Below are 26,736 nucleotides of genomic sequence, written 5' to 3' on the forward strand. Positions count from 1 at the left end.
ACTCCGTGAGTTTAGATGGCGATATCGAGTTGATCGCGCGAGGTGATGTGACGAGAGGGGCGAGAGGCAGGCTGTGGCGTCGTGGGTTTGTCATCGGCGTGGAGATCAAACAGAGGATAATCCACGTTGTTTTGATCATCCTGCTGAGACGACTGGGAAGATTGCTGACGTGTGAAGTCCTCAAACATCGAACCATCCGGCGAGGTCTCGACCTGGATCTTGTCGACGTTGTGGCCAGCCTGGACTAACGAGTCTCTCAGATGCTGCATGTGTTCGACGAGAAGCTTCTGCGTCGAAGGTTGCTCGGCATGTATGACCGCAGTGACGGCCCCTTTGTGTGTCGTGACTTCAATCTGCAACTGACCGAGTTCACCTGCGCCGACCTGCATCTTGAAGGATTGCTCGCCTTGCGTGGCACCGGTCGAAATCGATTGACTGACGCGGTTGATCAGCTGAATCGCCGCCGCTTGACGCGAGCCCTCGATTTCACCCGGGCCAGCTGGTCCCGATGTTGTATTCACAACGCGAGACGGAGCAGAAGTCGCATCCACGCGAACGGCAGCCTGGTCTGGCTCGGGTTGAGAAGCCTCCGCAGACGAATCGATACTCGTCACATCGGTTGCCGTTGTCTCAGCGGAGGCGCTGGCGAACTCGTCACCCACGAGAGTGAAGGCTTCTGAAGAGGCCCCATTCTCAGACGCTGCTTCGACTGCGATTTCTGGAAGTTCGACTTCCGGCGTACTCACAGGTTGCCCTGCGCTTGGTTTGTTCGCTTCGACCTGGCTGGCTGCTCCGACATCACCCCAGACATTGGCAGTGACTTGGACAACGACGGGCGTCTCGGCGACCTGCTGCTGGCCAGTGATCTGTTCGAGAAGGGCCTGGATTTTCGAAAGATCGTCTTCGACGTCGCAGGCATCGCCGTCCTTGTCGTCTTCCTCATCTTCTTCGACATCTTTGCCGAAGCGCGAGATCAGCTCGTCGATCATATCGATGGCTTGTTGAGCCTGTGCGGCTGGATCGGCGACTTGTGTTTCCGGACTTGTCTGGTGCATGACCTGCTGGATCGCCTGCTGCAGACCAGCGGGAATCGCAGAAGTTTTTGCATCGGTCGGGGTGGTCGTCCCTTGAGTTTGTGTTGACTCGGCCTGGGTGTTGGCGATCTGCTGAAGCTGCTGCAGGATCGATTCGATCATCGCCTGCAAGTCGGGTTCGGTCGCTGGTTCATCCGCTGGTGTGGAAGCAGATGATCGACCCGCGCTGATCGCATCGAGCGCATCGAACCGCTGAACGTCGCTTGTCAGAGTGGTTGATACCACGACTTCATCGATCACATCGATTGCAGGTTCAGCTGGCGGAGTTGGAACGCCTTCCTCGGCAACAGGAGTGACTGATGTGACAGCGGGTTTGGGTGACGCCTGTGAAGAAGCCTCACGCCGGGGTGTCAGCTCGTCATGTCGCGCAGGCGTTCCGCTTTGAGTCTCTTCGGCTTGGTGGGACGCCTTTGGTTTTTCGTGCGCGTCGGCTGTTGAAGCGTTGGCTTTGTCACTCTTTTCCAGTGACTTACGCAACTCACGCGCATAAGGGGCATCAGCCGCCGAGGCGGCTTTTTGCGCAGTGTTTGAGCTGTCTGGCGTGCCAGTCGGCAACGCCAGCGCCATGCTCGTCAAACGTTCGATGAGCGAGTTTGCGTTCATCCTTGAATCGCCCCGAATCATGTAGAGCGTGCTTACCGATCTTTACCAGCTTCACTCCCTGGCGCAATTTGCCTGTGAAACTTTAACGACGGCGAAACACTATCTCATGTTATCGGTCGGCTCTGCCGCAGGCCGTATGTCTTTTTGCGTTTGCTGAGCCAAATCTGCCTTTGGCTGACCGCGCGAGATCGCCAGGAAGATCAGAGAAGCACGATCGCGCTGCTCTGCGCTCCCTGTCTGAAACGTCTGCAGCAGCTTCGCAGAATCTTTCTCCCCCATTCCCTGGAGGATCATGATCGCTTCGTCGGGAGTCATCGCCATCAGATTCGTCACAGCCACCTCGGGCTTCATCTTCAGGAGAATGCCGCGCGACTGATCCGCTGCAGCTGACATGGTCTCTTCTTCGATCGTCTTGAGCTGTTTGAGAAAGGCGGATCGAGTCGATTCCAAAACCGTCCTCTCTTTGAGAACCAGATCGGACTGTTCCGTGATCGCTTTCTTGATCAACTCCAGCTCTCGCTCTCGCTCGGTCAGACTGAGAATAACTTTCGTCCGTTCTGCCACGAGTTGGTCGTTGGTGATCAGCGGAGTCGTATCGACTTCGGGCACGCCGCGCTGCACCAGTGTCGGATCGTCCTTGAGGATCGAAAGAATCTCCGTCAGGTTCGACTTGGTCAATGTTCCCATCGAACCGAAATAGCCGATGACCGCAGCGGCCGTGAGCACCAGCGACGTCGAGATAATGGCGATCGTGAGTCCAAGAATTCTGATCATGTGTCATGCTCCCGTGACAAACTGGCAAGACGACCCGCCATCCAGGCTTCCTCCATCTCCTGGTCAGCGACTTTGTAGGCCAGCTGGAGATGTTCGTTGTGTTGATCGTCTTTGAGGCGATCAAGAGCTTTAACCTTGGCTTCTGCTTCCGCGAGCAGAGTACGCGCTTGCTTGATGGCTGCTGATATCTTGAGTCGCTGTTGATCGAACTGACTTTTTTCAACGGCAAGTTGGCCCGCGTAATAGCGACGCGACGCAACCGAACGTGGATCAATCCGGCCTTCAAGTGTCGTCTGACGAACCTCGTCCAGAATCTCGATGCGCATATCTTCACGCGACTGTGATTCCTCCGCCAGTCGACGATCTTCCGCCATCAACTGCCCGAGGACTTCCTGACAACGATCACGCTGGTGCTCACGAAACTTCATCAACGCCGCAAAACGGAAGAGGAATTTCTTCATCGCCCCCTCCCTGTCCGTCTTTGCGGTGAGTCGTCCGTGTAGGGTCCGCTGTGCGGACCATCAATCGACCTCCAACTGCGACTGGCGACTTGGACCTTCATGGAAGGCATCGTAGACTCTTCTGGCATCGTCGCGAATTGACGGTCCGCACAGCGGACCCTACGAGCGGACTTGTTGTCGAATGAGATCAACATCATGGCGTCCTCCGGCTCGGAAGAGCGGCACGGAAGCGGTCGAGTTCGAACAGTTTGTCGATCGCGAGTTTCGAATTGCTCGTCTCTTCGATCGATTGGGTGAGGAAGCCGCGGATCGCATCCTGCATGGTGACGGCCTGGTCGACAAGAGGATTCGAGCCTGATTGATAGGCCCCAATCGCGATCATGTCTTCCGCTTCACGGTGAGCCGCGAGCAGCTGCTTCAGTTTTTCGGAAGCAGCCCGGTGTTCCGGCGTGACGATGTCTTTCATCGATCGTGAGACCGATGCCAGGACATCAATGGCGGGCCAATGTCCACGGTGAGCCAGCTTGCGCGAGAGCATGACGTGACCATCCAGAATCCCGCGGACAGTATCAGAAATCGGCTCGTTCGCATCATCCCCTTCGACGAGGACGGTGTAGAAGGCCGTGATACTGCCACGTTCGTTGCGGCCACTCCGTTCGAGCAGACGAGGCAGCATTGCAAAGACACTCGGCGGATAGCCGCGGGTTGCAGGAGGTTCGCCCGCAGACAGACCAATCTCGCGCTGAGCGAGGGCGTAACGCGTGACCGAGTCCATCATCAACAGGACGTTTTTGCCTTGATCACGATAGTACTCCGCCAACGCAGAACCCAGGTGAGCGGAACGCAGGCGAAGCAGCGCAGGCTGTTCGCTCGTTGCAACAACGACGACGCTTCGCTTGAGGCCTTCCGGGCCGAGATCGCGTTCGAGGAATTCGCGCACCTCGCGACCCCGCTCGCCGACCAGCACGACTACGTTGATATCCGCTTCACTCTGTCTGGCCATCATGCCCATGAGCGTACTCTTGCCGACACCGCTGCCCGCGAAGATCCCCATCCGCTGACCCATGCCGGTCGAAAGAAGAGCATCGATCACGCGAACGCCGGTTGAAAGTGTGCGATCAATCCGAGGACGATGGAGAGGAGAAAGTTCGCTGCCGGTCAGTGGCTGTCGATCTTCACGATAGACAGTCGGTCCGCCATCAATGAAACGCCCCCAGCCATCAATCACGCGTCCGAGAAGATTCTTCCCGACGCGGACCATAGGGTAGGATGATTCGAGAACCACACGCGTGCCACGCCGGACGCCCTGGATTTCTCCATACGGCTGCACGATTGTCTGGTCATCATGAAAGCCGACGACTTCGCCTTTGATGCTCAGTCGCGAATCGACTTCGAGTCGGCAGAGCGCTCCCAGCGGTGCAGGAAACCCGCTCACGCTCGCGGAGAGGCCGACCATGCGAGAGACCTGCCCGGTCAATTTCCAGGGGAGCATCCGTTCGATACTGGCCGGTGAGATGACGTTCGGCATGATCTCACTCTCCTGTAAGTTCGCGGGCGAGTTGATCGAGCATCGCTTCGATGCGGGCATCGATCTGTCCGTGAGATGTCGTCACGACACAGTCGCCACGAGTGAAACCATCAGTCGGCGAAATCATGATGGGCAACTGTCCCGACTTCGAAAGTGAATCAAGATTCAAATGCGTCGACACCAGCGTCGCATCCTCAGGGTGAAGCTGCACATGCACCCGGTCTTCGCCGACAGTCGCCTGAATGACATCGCGCACCATCTCCACAACGATCATCGGATCGACTTCGATCTGTCGACGCGTAATGCGAAGTGCTAATTGAGCCGCCAGCTGAACCATCTGCGATTCCCAGACCGTCATCATGGAGTGCAACTCGACTCGCATCTGATCAGCAGCATGCTCCAGAGCAGGCTTGAGAGTCGCCAGTGACGTCGCGAGTTTTTGTTCGGCGATTTTGTCAGCCTGGGCTTTGATCTTCTGTTCCGACGCAGCAAGTCCCTTCTTCTCACCGTCTTTAAGCCCCTGCTGCATGGCAGCGGCTTTGACCTTCTCCGCATCTTCGTGAGCTTGAACCAGCATCTGCGCTGCTTTGGCGCGTGTCTGTTCGATGAACTCATCACACTTCTGGCGGATGTCTTCAAAGTTAAACGCCACGTGCGCACTTTCAGAGCCCTGCTCTTCCAGCTTCACCACACGTCGAGTTGTCGCGCCAGTTACCATAAGAATCTTTCGAGCCTTCGCTCTCCTCCTAACGCCTAGCGCCTATCGCCTAGCGCCTAGTTAATGAACTGATCTCCCTCACCTGCAGCGGCGACCTGAATCTCGCCAGCGTCTTCCAGTCGCCTGACGGTATCAACGATCTGCTGCTGGACGGCTTCGACGTCGCTGAGACGGACAGGCCCGAGGTAGGCCATTTCTTCTTTCAGCAGGTCAGAGGCACGCTGCGACAGGTTGGCGAGAATCTTGGTTTTGATCTCTTCGCTGGCACCCTTGAGGGCGATCGCCCACTGCGAGTTCTCGACTTCCTTGAGAAGTGACTGAATGGCTTTGTTGTCCAGTTTGAGCAGGTCATCAAAGACGAACATCAATCGTCTGATATCGTCGGCGAGTTCCTGATCGTCTTCTTCGAGGTTCTCGAGGATCGTCTTGTTCGTCATGCGATCCGTGATGTTGAGAATCTGCGCGACCGTCTGCACGCCCCCCGTCTTTTCCAGACGCTGGTTCAGCGTCGACGTCATGCGCGATTCCAGGCTGCTCTCGATGTCATCAATAACTTCCGGATTCGTCTGCTCCATGTGAGCAATGCGACGAATGACCTCCAGCTGCTTATTGCTGTGAAGCCCGCTCAAGACTTCCGCAGCCAGGGCAGCAGGCAGATGCGACATGATCAGCGCGATCGTCTGCGGATGCTCTTCGCTGATGAAGGTCAGCAGGTTGTCCGCAGAAACCTTATGAAGAAAACCAAACGGCACCGAGTTCATCGACTGGCGCACGCTCTCAAGAATCTTACCCGCACCTTCTGCACCCAGCGACTGGCTCAACAGTTCATCCGCAAACTCCAGACCGCCACGCTCGATCGGCGTCCGGTCTTTCGCCTGGTCGTAAAACTCATTGAGAACAGAATCCTGCTCGTCTCGTTTGACGTCCTGAATCCTCGCGATCTCCAGCGTCACCCGCTCGACATGCTCGCGCGGAAGCTGAGCCATGACCTCAGCCGCCAACGGCTTCTCAAGGCTCAACAACAAGATCGCGGCTTTACGAATGGCATCCATAGGAGAAGGCGCTAGGCGTTAGGGATTAGGCGTTAGGAAGAAAGAAACGCTGAAGAGGGCAAAAGTCACTCATGCGAGCGAAGCGGTTCGGCTAGCGCCTAACGCCTATCGCCCAGCGCCTCCCGTCACATCGCATCGCGAATCCATTTACTCAGGATCGCGGCGGACATTTCAGGATTGTCTTTCACAAGGAACTGCAGGCTGTCACGGTTACGAGTATCAGGGGGAGCGATCTTGATCAGATCTTTGTCTTTCACCTCGCTTGCATCTTCTTTCGGAGCGGGCGGTGTGAAGACGGGAGGAGGCGGTGTGGCTTTGGCGGTGCGTGAGACAGTCTTATTCAGAGCCATCATCGCCCACAAGGCAAAGATCGTCATGACAATCGCGCTGCCCCATTGGGAGACAGCCCATTGCGTCGTTTCGAGAATACTTGTCTCAACGACTGGCGGTTCGCTTTCAAATGCGATGAACGAACTGACGTCGACTCCCGTAGCAGGATTCTCTCGCGTGCCAGCGGGGATGATCTGCGTAACTCGTTTCTGGACGGTCAGATTGACTTCTTCGCGCACTTTCGTCGTCGCCGCATCAATCTCTTCTTTCGGTGCATCTGCTTTCAGGCCCGTCTGCTGGATCGCGACCATCCGGTAATACTCTTCCGGAATCGCGACGCTGACCTGCACGTTCTGAGGCATCGCCCCGATGATATCTTCCTGCGTGACTTCGTAGGTCGGAGCAGTCACTTGCTCGGTGAGACGATCTTCGACTTGTTCGGACCGTTGCTGACCGGGTGAACTTGGTAGCGCAAGTGCTCCATTCGCGTTCTGTCCCGGTTCCGACTTCGTCGGCTGTTGATTGAGTGTTCGCGTACTGCTGTCTTCGCGTGAGACAAGACTGACACCCCCTTTGGTATCGATCTTCTGCTGGCGACGGATCGCAGATTTCACACGTTCAATATCGACATTGACCGAGACCCGCACCCCCTTGATGTAATCAATCGATCGGAGAATCTCAGCCCGGTACATCTCCTTGAGCTGATTGATCCGCTGAATCATCCCGCCATTGAACGGGTCATTGGGATCTTCGATCTCATGGGCAACGCCGTTGACGACATCGAAGATGGTGACATGATCAGGCGCAAGATCCGCCTTCATGCCGGAGATCGACAGGCGGATCGAATGGACAAGAGGACTGGATAGCTCGCGTCCTGGCTTGGGACGCACGAAGACAGTCGCTTTGGAACGGGTCCGTCGAGGCCAGCCGGGAAGCTCTTCATGATCCCAGACGACGTTGGCTGTTTCGACTTCTGGAATCGCAGCCACCATCTGACTGGCCAGTTTTGCGCGGGCGATTTCTTTACGATCAGCCAGTTGTTTGTTATTCGCGAATGGTCCCACTTCAGCGAACTGTTTTTCCCATTCTTCAGCCCAGTTCTGTGGCATCGAGCCACTCGAAATCAAAGCCGCGTTGTAGGCTTCCACCTGATTGGAAGGGACCATGATCCGCTGGCCCTTGCGTTCGAAATCGGTCAGCCCTGCTTGAAGAAACGCTTCTTCAGCGCGGACGATTTCCTCGGTCGTAAACGACTTGCCGACCGAGACCGGAACGAAATTCGAGCGTGTCTGCCCCTGAACCATCAACCATGCAAACCCCGCCAGCAGCATCAGCGTGATGCCAATGAGCGTCCCGCGCTGTGACAGGGACATCGCCCCAAACAGCTCCGAGAATTGCGTCCATGTTCGACGAAGGGGTTCCATAGTTCTCTAATCTGTCCCTTCTCTTGAATTCGTTCCTTCTCCCCCGGGGAGAAGGTGGCGAGTCTTCGAGCCGGATGAGGGAAGTCGATGTAGCGATAAGTCCACATCTTTCTCCAGCAGGGCGCACATCACCCTGCGACCGGGAAGCATACCTTCCCCCCCAACTTTGTTAAGACGATTTCCGGCTTCCACACGGAAGTGAAATCTTTACATCAAGATTAGCGCGCAAAAAGCCGTCCGGCTGCAACGTGTGCCACGGCTGTGTCAGCCGTGCTGTCTTCATTCAAAGTAGACGTTCATTGCGCGATCTCACGGCTGACACAGACGTAGCACACAGGAAACGCCCCTCCGCGAGCCCTGCATTCCAGCCACTTCGGACTCTCTCACCGCTGATAAATCGGCAGATACCCCTTATCCATCTGCAGGATCGTCGCATTGATCGCTGTCGTGTAGACGATGCCGATGTACCCGTCCTTCCAGCTCCCGTTCGCCGCCTGCTTACGCAGAATCTCCTTACCGATATCATCCATGTACTTCGACCACTGCTCCGGCTCGCGGTACATCACCTGCGAGTAGTAATAGTGCATGTAATGCCAATGCCCGAAGTAATCCTGCCCGCCGCCCGGCCACACATTCTTATCGCAATACTCCCGCATCTTGTCGATGTGAGCAGACTCCTCATACTCTCCCGCATTGTACATCGCCGCGATCGCTGCAGCTGTGATCGGCGGACGTGCCCCGCCCCCCTTGATCGAATACTGCACACCCCCATCGGCTGTCGTGCAGTCCTGGATGTACTTCTTTGCTTTATCGATGATCTCCTTAGGGACCGGAATCCCCGCATTGCGACAGGCTCTCAACCCCTGCACCTGCGTGATACAGGTCGACCCCTCATCGAAGTCTCCCCCATCCTTCGCCGAGACATACCCCCATCCACCCCGGCTCGTCTGCGCTTTGGCTGAGAACGCGACCGCATTCGTCAACACAATCTTCAACCGCTCACGTCGATCCTTGTCTTCCTCCTCGCCCAGAATCTGCGAGAGAAACAACATCGAAAACCCATGCCCGTAGGTGTAGTGATAGTCGTTCGTATAACCAATCAGCCCCGATGGCTGAGCAGAGTCGAGCAGATAATCAACTGCCAGTCGGACGTTCTTGGCATACCGCCCCCGCGTCGTCGTCGACCCGTCACACAGCATCGCGGTCGCGGATAAAGCCGTCATCGCGATCCGATACTGCCCGCCATTGGCTTCCCAGTACCCCTGCCGACGCTGTTCGCGAGCCAGAAAATCGAGCGCCTTGCCGACCGCCAGATCGACTTTCGGGTCCCGCTTGATCTCCTCCGCCCGCCCCAACAGGCCTCCCGAGATCACCAGTCCCACGATCATCACCAAAATCCAGCTGGCCCGATTTCTCATTCCGTCATTCACTCCAGCCACCCCGCCGCGAACGGTTTGGCAAAACTCGCTGTCATCACTAAACTCAAGTTCTTAGGCGAGCGGGGGGTGTTAACCCCCTGTCCCCTCGACGTTTGCTACCAACCAGGCAACGAATACGTCCCGGGCAGCAGGATTTGGGCAATTTCCCCTCGTCCATCGCCCTTGAGAATCCAGACGGCCGTCATTCTGCCTCTCGATCCCCACAAACCGACTCATTATCCTCACCTTTCCCTAGTCAGACAAGAACAATGCCACGCTACAACCCAAAATCCGTCGAACCCAAATGGCAGGCCTACTGGGACCAGCATCAAACCTTTGCGACCTCTGCCGAGCCCAAAAAAGACAATAACGGCAAGCTCTACGTCCTCGATATGTTCCCCTACCCCTCCGGCTCAGGCCTCCACGTCGGCCACCCCGAAGGTTACACCGCGACCGATATCGTCTGCCGCTATTCCCGCATGAAAGGCAAGCACGTCCTCCATCCTATGGGTTGGGACGCATTCGGTTTACCCGCGGAGCAACACGCTATTAATACCGGCACTCACCCTCGCGTCACCACCTACGAGAACATTGCGACCTTCAAGCGCCAGCTCAAATCCCTCGGCTTCTCCTACGACTGGAACCGCGAACTCTCCACCACCGACCCCGACTACTTCCGTTGGACGCAGTGGATCTTCCTCAAGCTCTATGACACCTGGTACGATCCGACCTTCACCTGGACCGGCCCGGACGGCCTCCAGCGCACCGGCAAAGGTCGCCCCATCGCCGAACTTCCCATCCCTGAAGAAGTCACCGCCCAGGGGATGGAAGCGGTCCGACGTTATCAGGACGAAAACCGCCTCGCCTACCAGTCGTTTGCCCCCGTCAACTGGTGTCCGGAACTCGGGACCGTCCTCGCCAACGAAGAAGTGACCGCCGATGGCCGCAGCGATCGTGGCAACTTCCCCGTCGAACGTCGCCCCCTTCGCCAATGGATGCTCCGCATCACCGCCTACGCCGAACGCCTCATCAACGAGCTTGAACCTCTCGACTGGCCCGAATCGGTCAAAGCCCTCCAACGCAACTGGATCGGCCGCAGCATCGGCGCCGAAGTCGACTTCCCTCTCGTCCCCAGGCGAGCGGGGGGTGTCAACCCCCTGTCTTCTGCTGATCTCGAAAAAGACTTCACGCTCTTCAAAGCCACCCGCTCGAAAACCGGCTTCCCCGCCTCCCCGTCCCAAAACGTCCTCCGGGTCTACACCACCCGTCCCGACACCCTCTTCGGCGCGACCTACATGGTCATCGCCCCCGAGCACCTCCTCATCGACGAACTCACCACCGTCGACCAGAAACCCGCCGTCGAAACGTACCGCCAGCAAGCCGCCCTCAAGAGCGACCTCGACCGCACCGACCTCGCCAAAACCAAGACCGGCGTCTTCACCGGCTCCTACGCCATCAATCCCGTCAACGGCCAGCCCATCCCGATCTGGGTTGCCGACTACGTCCTCAGTACCTACGGCACCGGCGCCATCATGGCCGTCCCCGCCCACGACTCCCGAGACTTGGAATTCGCCCAGGCGTTTAAACTTCCTGTTGTCGCAGTCGTCTCTCCGGAAAGGCGAGCGGGGGGTGTCAACCCCCTGTCTTCTACGACAGACAGCACAGACACTCCCATCAATGAGTCAGACTCCATCGGCTTCACCGCCGACGGCTTCGCCATCAACTCCGGCGAGTTCACCGGGCTCCCGACTGCCGAAGTCAAAACGAAAATCACCGCCTGGCTTGCTGAGTCCGGCCTCGGCAAGAAAGCCATCAACTACCGTCTCCGCGACTGGCTCTTCTCGCGTCAGCGCTACTGGGGCGAGCCGTTCCCGCTCTGGCATGAACTCGACGCCCACGGCAACCCCACCGGCCTCATCCGCACCGTCCCGCTCGACCAACTCCCCGTCGTCCCGCCCGACATGGACGACTTCAAACCCAAGGGGACGCCCGATCCTCCCCTCTCCTGGGCCCCGCAGGAATGGCTTTCTAAGACCGACACCGACGGCGTCAAACTCGTCCGCGAAACCAACTCCATGCCCCAATGGGCCGGGTCGTGCTGGTACTACATCCGCTTCGCCGACAACAAGAACCCCGACAACTTCATCGACCCCGAACTCGAAAAATACTGGCTCCCCGTCGACCTCTACATCGGCGGCGCCGAACACGCCGTCCTTCACCTCCTCTACTCCCGCTTCTGGCACAAGGTCCTCTTCGACCTTGGCTACCTCTCCCGCCCCGAGCCGTTCCAGAAGCTCGTCAACCAGGGGATGATCCTCGGCGAAGCATCGTACTTCACCTACGCCCCAGAGAAGTTCTCTGGGCATGCTCTCAATGATCCCGTTGCTGCCGGACTCGTCAGCAGTGAGTTTACGAAATTCGCGTCTACTGACGATGAGAACAACAATGTCTACGAGGACACCCGTAACGGCGCGAAACTCATTGAAGTCGAATTGCCGAAAGAAAAGATCGAGCCTCGTGGTGGGAAGCAATACATCATCGGCACAGATCTCCAAGTCACGATTCGTTCCGAAAAGATGTCCAAGTCCCGCGGCAACGTCATCAACCCCGATGACGTCGTCGAGCAATACGGCGCCGATGCGCTCCGTCTTTACGAAATGTTCATGGGCCCGCTCGATGCCACCAAACCGTGGCAGATGAACGGCGTCGAAGGGGTCTACCGCTTCCTCGCCCGCGCCTGGCGGATGATCACCGACGAAAACCTCGCCGACGAAGTCAAAATCAACCCCGCCATCGAAGATGTCCCGATGACCGAGGCCCAGGAACGCCTCCTCCACAAGACGATCAAAGCGGTCACCAACGACATTGAATCCCTCAGCCTTAACACCGCCATCAGCCGGCTCATGGAATTCACCAACGAATTCGCCAGCGCCCAGCCGCGCCCCAAGGCCGCTATGGAAACCTTCGTCCTCCTCCTCTCCCCCTACGCCCCGCACCTCGCCGAAGACCTCTGGCAAACCCTCGGCCACACCAACTCCCTCGCCTACCACCCCTGGCCGACCTTCGACGACAGCAAACTCATCGAAAGCGAATTAGAAATCCCCGTCCAAATCAACGGCAAACTCCGAGCCAAAATCAAAATCGCAGCGACCGCGAGCAAAGAGGAGATGGAAGCGGCGGCGAAAGCGGACCCGCAGATCATCGCCCAGCTTGAGGGGAAGACGATTGTGAAGACGGTGCTTGTGGTGGGGAAGATGGTGAATTTTGTGGTGAAGTAATTCGGACATGCGGATTTAATGCCTAAGTCTACGCACTGATTGGCTTTTTCAAACGAACCTGTCGCCGAGCTTAGAAAGTCTCTACAATCTACTGTGAGGGGAAAAAATGCCGTACGGTAAGGTTGATCCAAATTTTGATTACGTTGCTGAATTATGTAAGAAAACAGGAGCAACTTGGCCCACAATCGAAGCAGCACGTCGTGATGCACTTGAGTTGCAAAGCCTCCTATTATCTGAACTTCAGCAATTTACATCGGATGATGTCGACATCGTTGTTTTCGGCTCACTGGCACGTCGCGAATGGACCAGCGGCAGTGATGTTGACTGGACAATGTTGATCGATGGCCAAGCAAATGCACAGCATCGTGAGATCAGCCGGGAAGTATCCCAATCTTTAAAACGAATCAGCTTTAAAGGCATTGAACTTAAACCTCCGGGCTCTGAAGGAATTTTTGGAAACACGTCATTCAGTCACGAGATCGTTCATCACATTGGTGGTCAGGCCGACACAAATCGAAATACCACGCAGCGAGTTCTTTTGCTGCTCGAAGCGACATCGGTTCGAAATTCGAACGATGAGCTTGGTGGCCCTTACGCTCGTATTGTTCGACAAGTTCTTAATCGATACCTGGTCAGTGATTCAAATTTTCATAGCCAGACAGATGACAAGTCCCGGATTCCAAGATTTCTGATGAACGATATTGTTCGTTATTGGCGAACAATGTGTGTTGATTTTGCTTACAAGGATTGGGAACAGGCTGGAAAGAATTGGGCTATCCGCAACATCAAGCTTAGAACATCCAGAAAACTGCTATTCGTAGCAGGGATGTTCATGGTTTTCAGCTGCTTTCAAAATGAATCGCTTCAAAGGAATGACGAGAGTGCAGACGGCTACCAAATACGACTTCAGAATCATTTGCTTTCATTTGTGAATTGCACTCCATTGAATATCGTGGTTTGGACTCTGCAAGAACTTGGCTTGCACACGAAATGCGAAGAGTTCGTTGATCAGTATGAGCAATATCTGGTTCAGATAAATGATCCAAAAGTGCGGTCTCATTTAGAGAAACTCGATGAACGAAATGTTTACGAAGACAAGGATTTTCTCGCATGCAGAGAGATCAGCCATCAAATTCAAGCGGTCTTGAAGTACGCTTGTTTCGAAGCTAATACAGAACTGAAAGAGTTCATGTGTGAATATGGAGTCTTTTAAGATGCGAATAGGATTTTCGACCGGAAGCATTGCTCTTGATGATGTTCGACGTGGGATCATGGTCGCCACTCATCACAGGACACGGGCGATTGAGCTTTCCGCACTGCGGGAGGATGAACTCGATCCGCTTTTGGAATCTCTCGATCAATTGACAAGAGACCTCAAGCCTTTTGAGTACATTTCCTTTCATGCTCCAAGCCAGAGGAGTCATTTCTCGGAAAGGGAGTTTGTCAAAAAGCTACAGACAATTGCAGATCGCGGATGGCCAATCATTGTGCATCCAGACATCATTGAAGATCATTCGGAATGGCAGAAGCTCGGAGAGTCTGTCTGTGTTGAGAACATGGACAAGCGAAAACGTTTCGGACGAACTGCGGCCCAGTTAAGAGAAGTCTTTGAGATGCTCCCCGATGCGACATTCTGTTTTGATATCGGCCATGCACGCCAAATCGATCCGACGATGCAGGAAGCTGTTGCACTACTCCAGAATTTCAAGAGTCGGATGCGACAGATTCACATGAGTTATGTGAATTCGCAAAGTCGTCATGAACGGTTGAATTACGAGAGTATTTTGGCGTTCCGTATTGTCTCACGCTGGATTGAAGATGACGTGCCGATCATCTTGGAAACACCCGTTCAATCTCATGAAGTCGATGAAGAAATAGACGCGGCTCAACAGGTATTTGCAAAAAAGCATTTAAATGCGATTCCGTACCTTAAGAACGAGCCTGCGCGGGTTTAATTCCGGCAGTGCAGCCGACTCCAATCGCAGCGAACTGATAGACTCCGAGCAAAGAGGAGATGGAAGCGGCGGCGAAAGCAGATTCGCAGGTCATCGCTCAGCTTGAGGGGTAGACGATTGTGAAGACAGTGGTTGTGCTGGGGAAGATGGTGATTTTTTAGTGAAGTAGCCCAACCTTGCATCACAAAATTATGAGAATATTTGTTGCTTCACCCGCCGACGTGGCGAAGGAGAGAGCATGCGCAAAGAAAGTGGTATCTGAGTTCAACGACACATGGTCTAATTCTCTTAAAATCACGTTCCAGACAATACAGTGGGAAACTCATACGCATCCTGATATCGGAGAATACGCACAAGCAGTCATCAACGATCAAATAAACGACTCATATGAGATTTTCATTGGTATTTTCTGGTCGAGAATAGGTACGCCAACTCCAAGCTTTCGATCCGGAACTGTAGAAGAGTTTCATCGAGCATTAAAGCGATATCAAAGAGGTGATTTGTTACACATCTCGTGCTATTTTAAAACACGCCCAATTTCGCCAGATAAAGTAGTCCCAGACCAAATAAAAGCAATCCAGTCTTTTCAGGAAGAGCTACAGCAATCCAATGTGTTTTACTGGCAATTCAAGTCGCTAAATGACTTCGAAAGGGATCTTAGATCTCATTTATCTCAAATGGCGATTGCACATTCTGAACTAATTGCGCACCCATCATTACTTTCATCCGACTCTGCAGAAACTTTAACTGATGGAAATCTCGAAGTTACTTGGAACGAATTACTAGAAATCAACAATGACAGCACAATAATTGTCGTCGAGAGCTTGACGCGAATTACGAAAGCTGCAAATGACGTCACTTTGTCTTTGTTCGAAGTTAACTCCGAAATCAGCCAACTCGATCAAATCAAAGACCCTCAAAATTTTATTGATGTTCGTAACTCGATTATTAGCCGTCTCAACGGCATTCTAAGTGACTATGCCAATAAATGCATTGTCGAATCACAAGTAATTAGTCGTGCAATGAGACTGATGATTGAGTCTATTTCTGGAATGATTCGATTTGGTAAAGAGTTCACAAATCTTCAAGATTATAACCTAGAGATTAAATATCTACATTCTCGGATAGCGGAATTCAAGAAATCGCTGTCTTCATCAATAGGCAATGTGAGCCTATTCGAGTCTAGTATGGCAATTCTTTCTGCTACAATACCACCCGTTAGATCATCCGTCAGTGAAGCAGTTTCTGCGGTAAAAATGCTAGGGCAGGCATTTGAAAATGCCCTAGAACAAGTAAGTATTCTTGAACGTCTTGTAGAAGAGCATATAGGCTAGCACATTACGCAATCACCTGGTTGTCATACCGCTCGCGACATACCCCCACCAACCTGCACAAGAACACTCTCATCCATAAGTCCCGTAGTACTCGACCTCAGTTAAAAAGGTGGGTTGATGGTTGCGACTTCGCAGACTTCCCTCATCCGACCTCGAAGACTCGGCCACCTTCTCCCCGAGGGAGAAGGAACAGAATCAGACGAACGCATTAATTTTAATGTGGCGGAATACTACGGAGACTGGAAGTGCGGGCGGGGGCATGGGGAATTGCGCACCGAAATGTGAGAATATTTCGAGTCGGGAAATTTTCTTTTAAGTCGTCTGATTGGTTCTGGTTGCGTCGTGAGAGTTGCGTGTTTTTGTTGATGTAAGTGCGAAAAATGGGGCAAAAAGCGCACGGATGTCGGTAAGGGTAGAGAGGGTTGTGTTTGCACACGTGTCGGTTTTGAGTAATGGGTGTTGAGGCGAAGGGGGAGCGGGGATGGACGGGGATTACTGGCAGACGAGGACGAGGCTGGATGGGGCGAGTGCTCAGTGGGGGGTGATTTCGGAAGTGATGAGGCGTGGATTTAATGTGGCGCTGCCTGTGGTGGATTCCGGGGATGATTTTTATGTGATGAGGGATCGGGGTGGGATTTATGCGCGGGTGCAGGTGAAGTCTCGCAAGGCGTCCTGGTCGGTGCCTCGCTCGAGTTTGCGGGCGGATTTTCGGGTGCCGGTGAGGCAGTTGAGGAGGCCTCATCATCCGGAGCTTTTGTACGTGTTCGCGCTGCGGGACGAGGAGGGGCGATCGATTGGAGCGTCGGTGCCGTCGATGACGAATTTTGGGACGATGTCGATGTCGCTGGGAATCAGTGCGCCGGTGCATTACCTGTTGATGACGCGTCGTCAGTTGCTGCGTTATCTGGAGGGGAATCCGCATGTGAAATGGCGCGGGGACGAGGTGTCGATGGGGGTGAAGGTGACGGCGGATTCGGTGACGGGTGGCGGAAACGATATGACGCGTCACTGGAATGCGTTTGGGCGCTATTTCCGGAGGGGTCCGTTGTCTCAAGCGGGTCGTCTGGCGGCATGATGGTTGGGGGGTGTGCTTTTCAACGTAACAGCATGGCGTACGATCTTTAAGCAGATTGAAGATGCACGTAGATTCCCCTTAGAATGCGGGTGGTTCCTGTGCACTCTCCCGATTTGTGAAGCAAGACATGAAACATTGGGCCTTTCCTACCGCCTGCCTTCTACTCGCTGCCGTTGTTGGCTACGTCGTGGGGCGAAGCAATACTCCGGCGCCATCGCCGGTGAGCATGAGTTTTTCGCCGATTGCTGATCTGACTGCCTACGACGTCCTCTGGGGTGAGGATCGCAAATTCTGGAAGCTGGACCTCGCCGGTGCCGGGCCGTATTACTGGGTCAGTCTCGTCCATCTCGACGCCGACGGGAAAGAACACGAGATTGGTAAGTTCGGCGGGACTGAGCTGCGGGATCCCGGTCAACAGCCAATCACGGTCCTTGTCTCACTCAAACGGGAGGGAAAGCTTCTCTCAGGTAAGTACGGCTATTACATGACAAACCTGAGTTTTTCCGACAGGGAAGTTTTCCAGTCCGACCGACAGAACTGGAACTTTCAGCCCGTCCTCAACGGCGATCTCTACTACCTGGCCTCCGATTCCGACATATCCGGCGTTGGCAAGGAACCGTTCCCGGCAGATTCCAACCGCATCGCCCTCAAACTACATCGCAACCCCGCCCCGTAGTCTCGTCGGGTGCATGAAAACCTTGTTGCCATCCATATCGATCGCCCGTTAACCTCAACAGTGTCTCGTGTCATGGTAACGAGCTTCGTCGCAGAGACTCTGGAGGTCATCAATGTCTGAGGATGCAGATATCGCCGCGTTTGATTCGTCGGGAAAGAGCCAGGAGTCAAACCGCCGGGGGTTTTTGGTCGATGCCATGGTCGTGGGTGGACTGGCGGCCGGGTTGGGGGTTCCGAGCTCGGTCGTCGCATCAGAACCGGCTCAGGGAGGTCGACCTGTGAATCCGCGTTTGTTTACTTTCGTCGGTGGTCGGTCCGGCGGGTGGTCGGTGGTCTCGGCTGAGACGATCATTGGCGACCCTTTGCCGGTTGTGGAGCGAGTGGAGATCGTCGCCGGGGCTGTGAGCACGCCGTCTGAGGGGGAGGGTTGGATTCTGCGCGGGGTCACCAGCAATGAGCGGTATGTCACTCGCGAGGAGAAGAATATGCTGGCACAAAAGCAGGCTGCTTTAGGGCGCCCGACATCCGACCACGCTGCGTTGATCCCCATTCGTAAGAATGCCGCGTGGTGGGCTTTGACGCAGGACGAGCGTCGGGAGCTGTTCGAGGAGAAGTCTCGTCACATCGCGATCGGGTTGAAGTACCTGCCTGCGATCGCCCGACGGTTACATCACTGCCGTGATCTGAACGAGTCCGAGCCGTTTGATTTCCTCACCCTGTTCGACTATTCCCAGGAACACGCTGCCGCGTTCGATGACCTGGTCGCTGCCCTCCGAGGGACAGAGGAGTGGAAGTTTGTCGAGAGGGAAGTCGATCTTCGTCTCGTTCGTGTGACGTGAGCGTCAGCCTCCGCCTCCGCCGTCACGGCTGGGCTTCTAGGGAATCACGTCTGGCTGCACACTACTCGATGGTTTGAGCACAGACGAACTCATTCTGCTCAATCAACTACTGGATGGACGGGCTGATAGCGAGATTATGATGAAACTTGACATCTCACGTGCGACCTATTTTCGCCGACGTCAAATGTTGAAAACAAAACTCGCCGGATAATCAGTGATCATGTCTCGTCCGTCGTCGTCAGGAAGAGGTGTTTCTCGACTCGTTTCACGAGCGGGAAGTGGTTGGTCATGGCGGGGCACATTGTCTGGAATTTTTCCTGGACGCTGGTGGCGACTTGTAGAAGGTCGAAGCCGGGGATTCGGTCGGCGAGGGCGATGAGTTTTTCGAGGCCGTCGGGACGTTGTTTCATTGCGTCGGGCAGCAGGGAGGCGCACGCGACGGCGGCAACGGCGGTTGATTTGAGTTCGGCTGATTCGAGGAGTTTCTCGACGTCATGGTGCAGATAGACCGCACAGACGACGTCATCCGGGAAGTACCAGCCGTGCAGGACGTGAGCTCCGGCACAGGCGTGGTCCCACTTGAACAGGTTGCGTTCGAAGGTGCAGATGGATTTGGGTTCGGCGTCCTGATTTTTAACGAACTGGAAGTACGGCTCGTAGGCTTCGTTCGTCAGGATCGGGAGGAGCAGGTCGGAGAGCATCGCGGAAGAGAACGCGACTTCTTCATCGGCTTTGAGCAGGCGGGCGATCTCTTTGGCGAAGAGGGCTTTTTCGAGGTTCTCGACCCAGAAGGTCGGCAGGTGAATCAGCTTCGACTGGCGGTTGCTGATCATGTTCTTGGCGGATGAGGTCAACAGCATCAGTTTGACGGTACGGATGCCGAGGATCGAGATGGCCTGTTTGACGGTCGAGACGGTGTGGCGCAGTCCCATGGCTGCGGAGTTGACGTGTTTAAGAAGTTCACATGACAGGCCGGCATCGGTTTCGATGATCTCGGCGAGCTTTTTGGGAGTCGCTGCAGGGTCGTCGGCGTGCTTGGTGAACTCGATCACGGCGGAAGGCATCATCGGCAGTTTGACGGCGGGAGGCAGAACAAACGCACCTTGAGCACCGAGGAGTTTCGCTCGCAGTTCGGACCAGTTCATCATCACATCCTGTTGGGGCGGAATGGGGAGATCATCTTCGACGGACAACTCTAGAACGCGATTTCAGGTCAAGACGATGTCGAGATGCAGCATGTCGAACCGCTGAACGGGACATGCTTTAATCTGCGGCTGGTGACGATTCTGATGATTGTGCGGCCTGTGAAAGATGTTTGCTGACGGTTCTGACGGGGCGTCGCCAGCGAGCCTGAGAGTGAGCGTTCTCCTTTTGCCTGGAATTCGCAGCAGACGCTGATTTGTGGACTAGCTTTGAGTCAGGAAAGATCCCGATTTGCGCTGACGTTCTGTTCGAGAAGATCCGCCATGAATATTCTGCACTCGTTCTTTGACTTTCTGGTCTATTACACGAATTTCTACGTCGCCTTTCTGGGGCGCCTGTGGCGAGACATTACGCCTTCGCAGTATGGCATTCTGCTGATCATGATTGCGCTGGGTGGTTACATGATGATGCGCGGTGCAGCGAGGAAGTAACGAAGATTCGGGTGTGAGGGAAAGCAAAGATTCTGGGCGGATGTGGTCAAGTCTTCGGCAGCTTTGTAAATGCAAAAAAAGAACACAGCGAAAATGCAAAAAAAGAACGCAGCCGGGCAGGTTTGACAACCGATGATATTCCGGTCGAAGAGGTCTTGCCGTAACTTCGCGGTTCGCTAAGATTCGTCGACGAGATCAAGCCTCTTTTCTTTGATTCCGCCGGAGGTGCCAAACCCATACCATGGGCCGTCAACACCAAAGGGTGAGCCTTGTGCTACCCGTCGACCGCCCTTCTTAAAGCGACTCCACCGGTCGCAATCATCGAGAGGTTTGATCTTAGCCCTTGAAGAACTTCGGTTCTTCAGGGGTTTTTTGTTGCGCGCTGTCGGAAAGATGAGACTGGAACGCAGAGGTCGCAGAGGGGAGCAGAGGTCGCCGAGAAGAGAAGGCCAGAGTTAACGCAAAGTCGCCAGGACGCGAAGGAAGACTTTTCAATAGGAAACCATTTGTGTTTCGAAATCGATCTTTAGCTGATCGACTTTCCTGGCTTTTCCTCGTTGCGTCTTCGCGGCTTGGCGTTAACTCTGGGCTGTTCTTCTCTGCGCTCTCTGCTCGACTCTGTTACCTCTGCGTTCCAGTCTCTTTCTCTCGGCGAGTCACTTTCAAAAGCCTGCGGTGGTTTTGCGTCAATTTGTTCGTAAGTTCGCCATGTTAAATGTTACTGATTGCATCAACAAAGCAAGCTGCGTTATAAAGTCTTTTCTCGTTTGGTTTACCGCTGATTCGTTGGTCTTTGGGATCGATTTCTCATGATGTTCTGGCTTATGGCCTTCTCGGCGACTGTGCTGATTGTGGCTTATCGTGTTTATGGCAACTTGCTGGCGCGACTGCTTCGTCTGGATAAAAACGTTGTCACGCCGGCTCATACGCTGCGTGATGACATCGATTATGCACCGCTGAGTCCCGGTCCTCTTCTCAATCAGCACTTCTCTGCGATTGCGGCGGCTGGGCCGATCGTCGGGCCGATTCTGGCGGGGGCGGCGTTCGGGTGGCTGCCGGCGATGATCTGGATTCTGATTGGATCGATCTTCATTGGCGGCGTGCATGACTTTACGGCGCTGGTCGCCTCGGTCCGTCACCAGGGGAAATCGATTGCGGAAGTGGTGCGCGAGCATATCAGCCCGCGCGCGTTTCTGCTGTTCCTGATCTTCATCTGGCTGGCGCTGGTGTACATCATCGTCGCGTTTACAGACATCACGGCGTCTTCGTTTACCGGGATGCAGGTTCTTGAAAATGGGCAGTCGGTCAGCGGGGCGGGAATCGCGTCGGCGTCGCTGATGTATCTGGTGTTGCCGGTGATGATGGGGCTGGTCATTCGGTATACGGGGATGTCGAGCACGCTGGCGAGTTGCATTTTTCTGCCGCTGGTCGGGGTCGCGATTTATGCAGGGCAGGTCTTTCCGTTCGACGTGACAGCGATCATTCATTCGTTTTGGCCGAGCCTGACAACCGCTCAGGCGGAAGGCTATGCACACGTCAGCTGGGACGTCGCGTTATTGTTGTACTGTGCGGTGGCGTCGGTTGTGCCGCTGTGGTTGTTGTTGCAGCCTCGCGGGGAACTGGGGGGATACTTTCTGTTTCTCGCGCTGGGAGCAGGAGCACTGGGGCTGGTCATGGGAGGCAAGCCGATTGAACTGCCGATGTTCTCCGGCTGGACCAGTCTCAAGGGGGATGCGATGGTCCCGATGCTTTTCATCACGATTGCCTGCGGGGCCTGCTCGGGGTTTCACTCTTTGATTGCCTCCGGGACAACTTCGAAGCAGCTGCGCGTCGAAACGGATGCCAAGCCGATCGGGTATGGGAGTATGCTTCTGGAAGCGATGGTCGCGATGGTTTCGCTGTGCTGTGTGATGTCACTTGCCGGTGATCATGCTCTCGTGAAGAATCCGCAGCCGAACTTTATTTATGCACTGGGGATTGGCGGGTTTCTGGAGAAGGTCGGGCTGCCAGCTGCGGTGGGTGTTTCGTTTGCCTTGATGGCGTTTTCGACCTTCGTCTACGACACGCTCGATGTCTGCACGCGTCTGGGGCGATTCATCATTCAGGAACTGACGGGGCTCAAAGGAGTCGCGGGTCGCTGGCTGGGAACGATCATCACGACGGGCGTGCCGATGTACTTTGTTTTCCAGACATCCGTCGATGCTGCGGGGAAACCGGTTCCCATCTGGCGGACTTTCTGGGAGCTGTTTGGTGCCAGTAATCAACTGCTCGCGGCGATGACGCTGCTGGGCGTCACGGTCTGGTTGTGGCGGACCCGTCGAGCGATGTGGGTCTGGGCAGTGACGGGGATTCCGATGATTCTGATGACGGTCATGAGTGTCTGGGCACTGGTCAATATCATTCGGAAGCACTTCGCTGGCGGGGTGACGGCCAATCCTGTTCCGTGGATTGCGAGCTGTCTGGTGGGGCTGGCGGTGCTGATGATCATTGAAGGCGTGGTGATCATCGCCCGTGGGAACTCGCAGGATCAACCGAAATCACCGGTACCAATTCCCGAGGCTGCGTAATTTTCGCATCTCGATGTTCGAGCGTAGTTCACATAAAGCCATGTAATCCGCTGACGCATCAATTTGCACTGATTCAGATTTGGCAAACCCCGCAAACTTGCGTGTTTTTGAAAAATCGTTATCGATTTTCAGAGGCGTCGCTGGTACGCTTTCAGCTTAATGGATTGCTTTGCGCAACGGCTTTTGCCGTCATTTTTGCGCGCTCATGCCAAATTATTTGGCGTTTCTGACTGATGAAACGCATTCGCCACGCCGACACGATTTCGTCGGCCACGGACACACATCCACCTCCTAATTGAACGTCTGCCAAGACAGTGAGTTGAGACATGATCACAGCCAACGGCGCTCTGACCGTCAATCGAATGATGCCCTCGGTTGACCTGCCTGATTACACCTTTACCCCGGGATCGGGCACGCCCCACCCGATTCGTGACCCGCAAGGCCACAGCTACGGCCAGAAACGCGTCAGCCCCAAGCCTCTCAACGATGAAACCTGGAACGACAATCGGGCGTTCCTGATGGGGATCGACTACTTCAACATGGGCTACTACTGGGAGGCTCAAGATGAGTGGGAACGCCTCATCAAAGCCTCTGGCACGGACAGCATGATCGGCCGCTTCCTCAAGGGGCTGGTCAAGATGGCAGCGGCCGGCGTCAAAGTCCGCGAAGGCAGCATCCACGGCGTTCGACGTCATGCCGCCTCTGCGGGTGAAGTCTTCGCAGATGTCGCTGCCGAAGTCGATCGCGATTACTACTGCGGCCTGGAATTCACGTCACTGCAGTTCGCTGCTGACCGCGCGGCTCAACTGGCTTACAAGCATGACCTCGAGCAAGGCGCTCCGGTCCGCGTCTTTCCGTTCGTCTTCCAACCGGTTCTGCAACGCTCGTAAGCGATTCGGCGTGTAGAATTCGTGAATCAAAGCCTCATCAGGATAGGATTAGTAGTCCTTCCCGATGAGGCTTTTTCTTTGCGAACAGGAAATTTTTCCTGGGCTGTAAGGTTCTTTTCCACTCAGCGACCTCCTTCATCGTCCCGTGATCATGTCCCCTTTGCCATTTCTTTGGAGTTCGCTGATGCTCCGGTCGTCTGTTGCTGCGTGCGCGGTTCTCTTTGTTTCTGTTGTGGCTCATGCTGATGAACCAACCTGGCCTTCCTTTCGAGGGCTCAACTGCATGGGGATTTCGAGTTCCTCGAAACCTCCCGTCGAGTTTGGAATAGACTCAAACGTGGTCTGGAAAATCGCTGTCCCGAGTGGGTTCAGCAGTCCGATCGTCTGGGGGCAGCGTCTCTTTCTGACCGCGTTTGATAACGGCTCGCTCGAAACACTTTGTTATTCAACTGCCGATGGGAAGCTGCTCTGGAAACAGAAAGCACCGACGGATCAGATCGAGGCTTATCACGTGACCCTTGGTAGCCCGGCGGCTTCCTCCGTCGCGACTGATGGAGTTCACGTTGTCAGCTACTTCGGGAGCTATGGACTGACCTGCTTCGATCTCGACGGGAACATTCTCTGGACGAAGTCGATGCCCAAAGCTGAAACCCACGGCGACTTCGGCAGCGGGACTTCTCCAGTGATCGTTGATGGGAAGGTCATCCTTGTTCGAGATGTCATCAACGAACCAGCGATGTATGCCTTCGATCTCGCAAAAGGAAATGAACTTTGGCGTGTCGATCGAAGTGAGTTTCTCTCGGGCTATACGAGTCCGATCGTCTGGAAAAACAGTCATCGCAAAGAGATCGTGGTTGCGGGCTCGTACTGCCTCAAGGGGTATGATCCTGCGAATGGCAAAGAACTCTGGAAGGTGAACGGGCTTCCTTCGGTCGTTTGCACGGTCCCTGTCGTTGAGGGGGATGTTCTCTGCTTTGCAGGCTGGGCGCCTCCCGCTCAGGGGGAAGGGGCACTGCCGGGCTTCGAGCAGCTTCTCGGCATGATGGATAAAAACAAAGATGGTCATTATACCAAAGACGAATCGGTCGGCACGCCTTTCGAAACATTCTTCGGCGGGCAGGATCTGAATAAGGACGGCGAGATTGTTTTCGCCGAGTGGAACGAGCTGACGATGATGATTGCCAAGGGCGTCAATCGGGTCTTTGCACTCAAAGCCGGTGGTTCAGGCGATATCAGCCAGTCACACGTTCTCTGGTCACAAGAGAAATCCGTGACTTTGCCCTACGTTCCCAGCCCGATCATTTATGAAGGCGAGCTGTTTCTGATCAAGGATGGTGGTCAGGTCTCTGTCTTGAATCCTGAAACCGGCGCAGGGATCGTGCAGCGAAAGCGACTGGGAGATGCCAGCCAATACTTCGCGTCACCAGTGGCAGCTGATGGCCACCTCTATGTGACTTCGCTGAATGGTAAGATTTCGGTCCTGACGCTCAAGCCGACGCTGGAGGAGATTCAGACCATCGACCTTGGCGAGATGACGCCCGCGACTCCCGCCTTGGCAGGAGATCGCATTTATGTTCGGACCGCGACGACATTGTATGCGTTTGGCAAGTAGACATGCACAATGGCGTGGCATGATGCAAATGAAGAAAGGAGTGAGTGTTTCCTCACTCCTTTTTTTTGTGATGAGAGCAGTTGAAGGTTCGCAGAGGTCCCTCATCCGTCAGCGAAGCGCTGCCACCTTCTCCCCGGGGGAGAAGGAACGAAAGCAGCTAGCCGAGGGAGAAGGATCAAGTCACTGTTGCTCATCCCTTTATTCAGGGCGGAACCGTGAGCAGCCGACGCCGTTGAGGTCGAGGGTTTCGCCGGTGTCTGTGAGGCTGCCGTCTTTGTCGCTGATGGTTTTGACGACGATCGGACCGCCGTTCTGGTTGGCGACGAGCATGAACTTGCGGGTGGGGTCGAACTGGAAGTGGCGGCAGTGATCGCCGCCGGTTGGTTCGCGTTCCACGAAGGTGAGTTCGCCGGTTTCCTGGTCGACGCTGTAAACAGCGATCGAGTTATGGCCACGGTTGGTGGCGTAGACGAATTTGCCGTTGGGGTGGACGCGGACTTCTGCAGCTGTGTTCTGCTTCTTGTAGTCAGCAGGGAGCATGGGAACGGTCTTGCCGACTTCGATATTGCCATCGCGGAGATGATAAGTCGTCAGGGTACTGGCCAGTTCGTTGAGGCCGTAGCAGACGATGTGTGACTTGAGATTGAGGAAGTCGATGTGACGAGGTCCATCACCTGGCCTGGTGCTGACGGAAGGCGTCTTGGCGGGCGTGATCGATTTTGCTTTGCGGTCGAGGTGATAGACCATGATTTTATCGGTGCCAAGGTCATTGACGACGAGGGTGTCGGTTCCGGGGATCTCGCGGAACTGGTGAGCGTGAGCTTTTTCCTGACGCTTCGGGTCAGCTTTGCTGGCGCCTTCGTATTGCTCGAAGAAAATCTGCTTCTCAAGTGAGCCATCGTCAGCGATCGAGTATGCGATCGCACTCCCGCCAGAGTAATTAGCGACGAGGGCAAATTTGCCATCTGCTGTTGTCTCGATGTAGCAGGGGCCGGCACCGCCTGTCGTGAGTTCGTTGAGGAGTTCGAGCGTGCCGTCGTCCTGGATACGGTAAGCACACGCTGAGCTGCCCTTTTCGATTTTGATATTCGACGTGCCGCAGGTGTAGACGTATTTTCCATCCGGCGAGAAAGCGATGGAGGCAGAGGCCTGGGTCTTTCTCGCGAGTTCGAGCTTGCCGAACTTGCCCGTCTCGGGATCAAACTCCGCTCGATAAATGCCCGAGTCTTCGGGGCCTTTTCCAGTCACGAAATAAAGCATGTTCGATTCACCCGCAGAAAGCGGGGCATTAAATAACACTGCGAAGGCGACAGTCAGGATGAGGCGCACGATCATGAACTGCTCCGATAGTTTCAAAGTGGGAAGGTTGGAACGCAGAGATCGCGGAGGAAAGCAGAGGTCGCGGAGAAGAGGTCCAGATTCAACGCGAAGTCGCAATGGATTTCAGGAGTGGAAAGTTCTGGCCGTTACTCTGC

General features: G+C 55.0%; 21 protein-coding genes. 11 read left to right on the forward strand and 10 right to left on the reverse strand.

The genetic code is table 11. The features are described from left to right. Positions 1-11: 11 nt before the first annotated feature. The 8 genes from SH248x_RS17105 to SH248x_RS17140 form a co-directional block, all read right to left on the reverse strand. A complete protein-coding gene (locus SH248x_RS17105; RefSeq protein ID WP_459555520.1) occupies positions 12-1,697 on the reverse strand; it encodes a flagellar hook-length control protein FliK in 1,686 nt (561 codons plus the stop codon). Between the two features lie 99 nt (positions 1,698-1,796). Next, complete coding sequence (locus SH248x_RS17110) at positions 1,797-2,471, reverse strand: hypothetical protein (protein WP_459555521.1); 675 nt, start codon at positions 2,469-2,471, stop codon at positions 1,797-1,799. Beyond that, the gene (locus SH248x_RS17115; RefSeq protein WP_459555522.1) at positions 2,468-2,932 is read right to left on the reverse strand and encodes a hypothetical protein; all 465 of its coding nucleotides are present in this window, start codon (positions 2,930-2,932) and stop codon (positions 2,468-2,470) included. The genes SH248x_RS17110 and SH248x_RS17115 overlap by 4 nt, the downstream gene beginning before the upstream one ends. Before the next feature lie 193 nt (positions 2,933-3,125). Next, a complete protein-coding gene (locus SH248x_RS17120; protein WP_459555523.1) occupies positions 3,126-4,460 on the reverse strand; it encodes a FliI/YscN family ATPase in 1,335 nt (444 codons plus the stop codon). Positions 4,461-4,464: 4 nt separating this feature from the next. Further along, complete coding sequence (locus tag SH248x_RS17125; RefSeq protein WP_459555524.1) at positions 4,465-5,178, reverse strand: FliH/SctL family protein; 714 nt, start codon at positions 5,176-5,178, stop codon at positions 4,465-4,467. Positions 5,179-5,234: 56 nt separating this feature from the next. Then, positions 5,235-6,230 (reverse strand): flagellar motor switch protein FliG, encoded by a 996-nt coding sequence (gene fliG / locus SH248x_RS17130; RefSeq protein ID WP_459555525.1) that lies wholly within the window; start codon positions 6,228-6,230, stop codon positions 5,235-5,237. 125 nt (positions 6,231-6,355) lie between these two features. Next, complete coding sequence (locus SH248x_RS17135; RefSeq protein ID WP_459555526.1) at positions 6,356-7,984, reverse strand: hypothetical protein; 1,629 nt, start codon at positions 7,982-7,984, stop codon at positions 6,356-6,358. A gap of 383 nt (positions 7,985-8,367) precedes the next feature. Next, positions 8,368-9,402, reverse strand: a complete 1,035-nt coding sequence (locus SH248x_RS17140; RefSeq protein WP_459555527.1) for a prenyltransferase/squalene oxidase repeat-containing protein — start codon at positions 9,400-9,402, stop codon at positions 8,368-8,370. A gap of 269 nt (positions 9,403-9,671) precedes the next feature. Between SH248x_RS17140 and leuS the strand changes: the two genes are divergently transcribed. From leuS to SH248x_RS17175, 7 genes are all read left to right on the forward strand, one after another. Beyond that, positions 9,672-12,680, forward strand: coding sequence for a leucine--tRNA ligase (gene leuS, locus SH248x_RS17145; protein ID WP_459555528.1), 3,009 nt, complete (start codon positions 9,672-9,674; stop codon positions 12,678-12,680). A 106-nt stretch (positions 12,681-12,786) separates the two neighbouring features. Continuing rightward, entirely contained in the window at positions 12,787-13,893 is a 1,107-nt protein-coding gene (locus SH248x_RS17150) for a nucleotidyltransferase family protein (RefSeq protein WP_459555529.1), read from the forward strand. Beyond that, positions 13,874-14,635, forward strand: coding sequence for a hypothetical protein (locus SH248x_RS17155; RefSeq protein ID WP_459555530.1), 762 nt, complete (start codon positions 13,874-13,876; stop codon positions 14,633-14,635). The genes SH248x_RS17150 and SH248x_RS17155 overlap by 20 nt, the downstream gene beginning before the upstream one ends. A 176-nt stretch (positions 14,636-14,811) precedes the next feature. Further along, entirely contained in the window at positions 14,812-15,969 is a 1,158-nt protein-coding gene (locus SH248x_RS17160; RefSeq protein ID WP_459555531.1) for a hypothetical protein, read from the forward strand. 481 nt (positions 15,970-16,450) lie between these two features. Beyond that, positions 16,451-17,044, forward strand: a complete 594-nt coding sequence (locus tag SH248x_RS17165; RefSeq protein WP_459555532.1) for a hypothetical protein — start codon at positions 16,451-16,453, stop codon at positions 17,042-17,044. A 127-nt stretch (positions 17,045-17,171) separates the two neighbouring features. Further along, entirely contained in the window at positions 17,172-17,720 is a 549-nt protein-coding gene (locus SH248x_RS17170; protein ID WP_459555533.1) for a hypothetical protein, read from the forward strand. A gap of 277 nt (positions 17,721-17,997) precedes the next feature. Then, positions 17,998-18,558, forward strand: coding sequence for a chlorite dismutase family protein (locus SH248x_RS17175; RefSeq protein ID WP_459558621.1), 561 nt, complete (start codon positions 17,998-18,000; stop codon positions 18,556-18,558). Positions 18,559-18,776: 218 nt separating this feature from the next. Here the strand turns inward: SH248x_RS17175 and SH248x_RS17180 are convergent, their stop codons facing one another. Further along, on the reverse strand, positions 18,777-19,706 hold the full coding sequence (locus SH248x_RS17180) for an HDOD domain-containing protein (RefSeq protein WP_459555534.1): 930 nt from the start codon (positions 19,704-19,706) through the stop codon (positions 18,777-18,779). Between the two features lie 318 nt (positions 19,707-20,024). On the opposite strand from SH248x_RS17180, the gene SH248x_RS17185 reads away from it, so the two are divergent. The 4 genes from SH248x_RS17185 (at position 20,025) to SH248x_RS17200 (ending at position 25,261) form a co-directional block, all read left to right on the forward strand. Beyond that, complete coding sequence (locus tag SH248x_RS17185; RefSeq protein ID WP_459555535.1) at positions 20,025-20,192, forward strand: hypothetical protein; 168 nt, start codon at positions 20,025-20,027, stop codon at positions 20,190-20,192. An 809-nt stretch (positions 20,193-21,001) separates the two neighbouring features. Beyond that, complete coding sequence (locus SH248x_RS17190; RefSeq protein WP_459555536.1) at positions 21,002-22,759, forward strand: carbon starvation CstA family protein; 1,758 nt, start codon at positions 21,002-21,004, stop codon at positions 22,757-22,759. 326 nt (positions 22,760-23,085) lie between these two features. Further along, the gene (locus tag SH248x_RS17195) at positions 23,086-23,649 is read left to right on the forward strand and encodes a DUF309 domain-containing protein (protein ID WP_459555537.1); all 564 of its coding nucleotides are present in this window, start codon (positions 23,086-23,088) and stop codon (positions 23,647-23,649) included. Positions 23,650-23,986: 337 nt separating this feature from the next. Further along, positions 23,987-25,261: a PQQ-binding-like beta-propeller repeat protein gene (locus SH248x_RS17200; protein WP_459555538.1), complete on the forward strand. Its 1,275-nt coding sequence runs from the start codon at positions 23,987-23,989 to the stop codon at positions 25,259-25,261. A gap of 198 nt (positions 25,262-25,459) precedes the next feature. Here SH248x_RS17200 and SH248x_RS17205 read toward each other — a convergent pair whose 3' ends face one another. Further along, positions 25,460-26,596, reverse strand: coding sequence for a lactonase family protein (locus tag SH248x_RS17205; RefSeq protein ID WP_459555539.1), 1,137 nt, complete (start codon positions 26,594-26,596; stop codon positions 25,460-25,462). Between the last annotated feature and the right edge of the window lie 140 nt (positions 26,597-26,736).

Source organism: Lacunimicrobium album (assembly GCF_052161635.1).
GTDB lineage: Bacteria > Planctomycetota > Planctomycetia > Planctomycetales > Planctomycetaceae > SXPC01.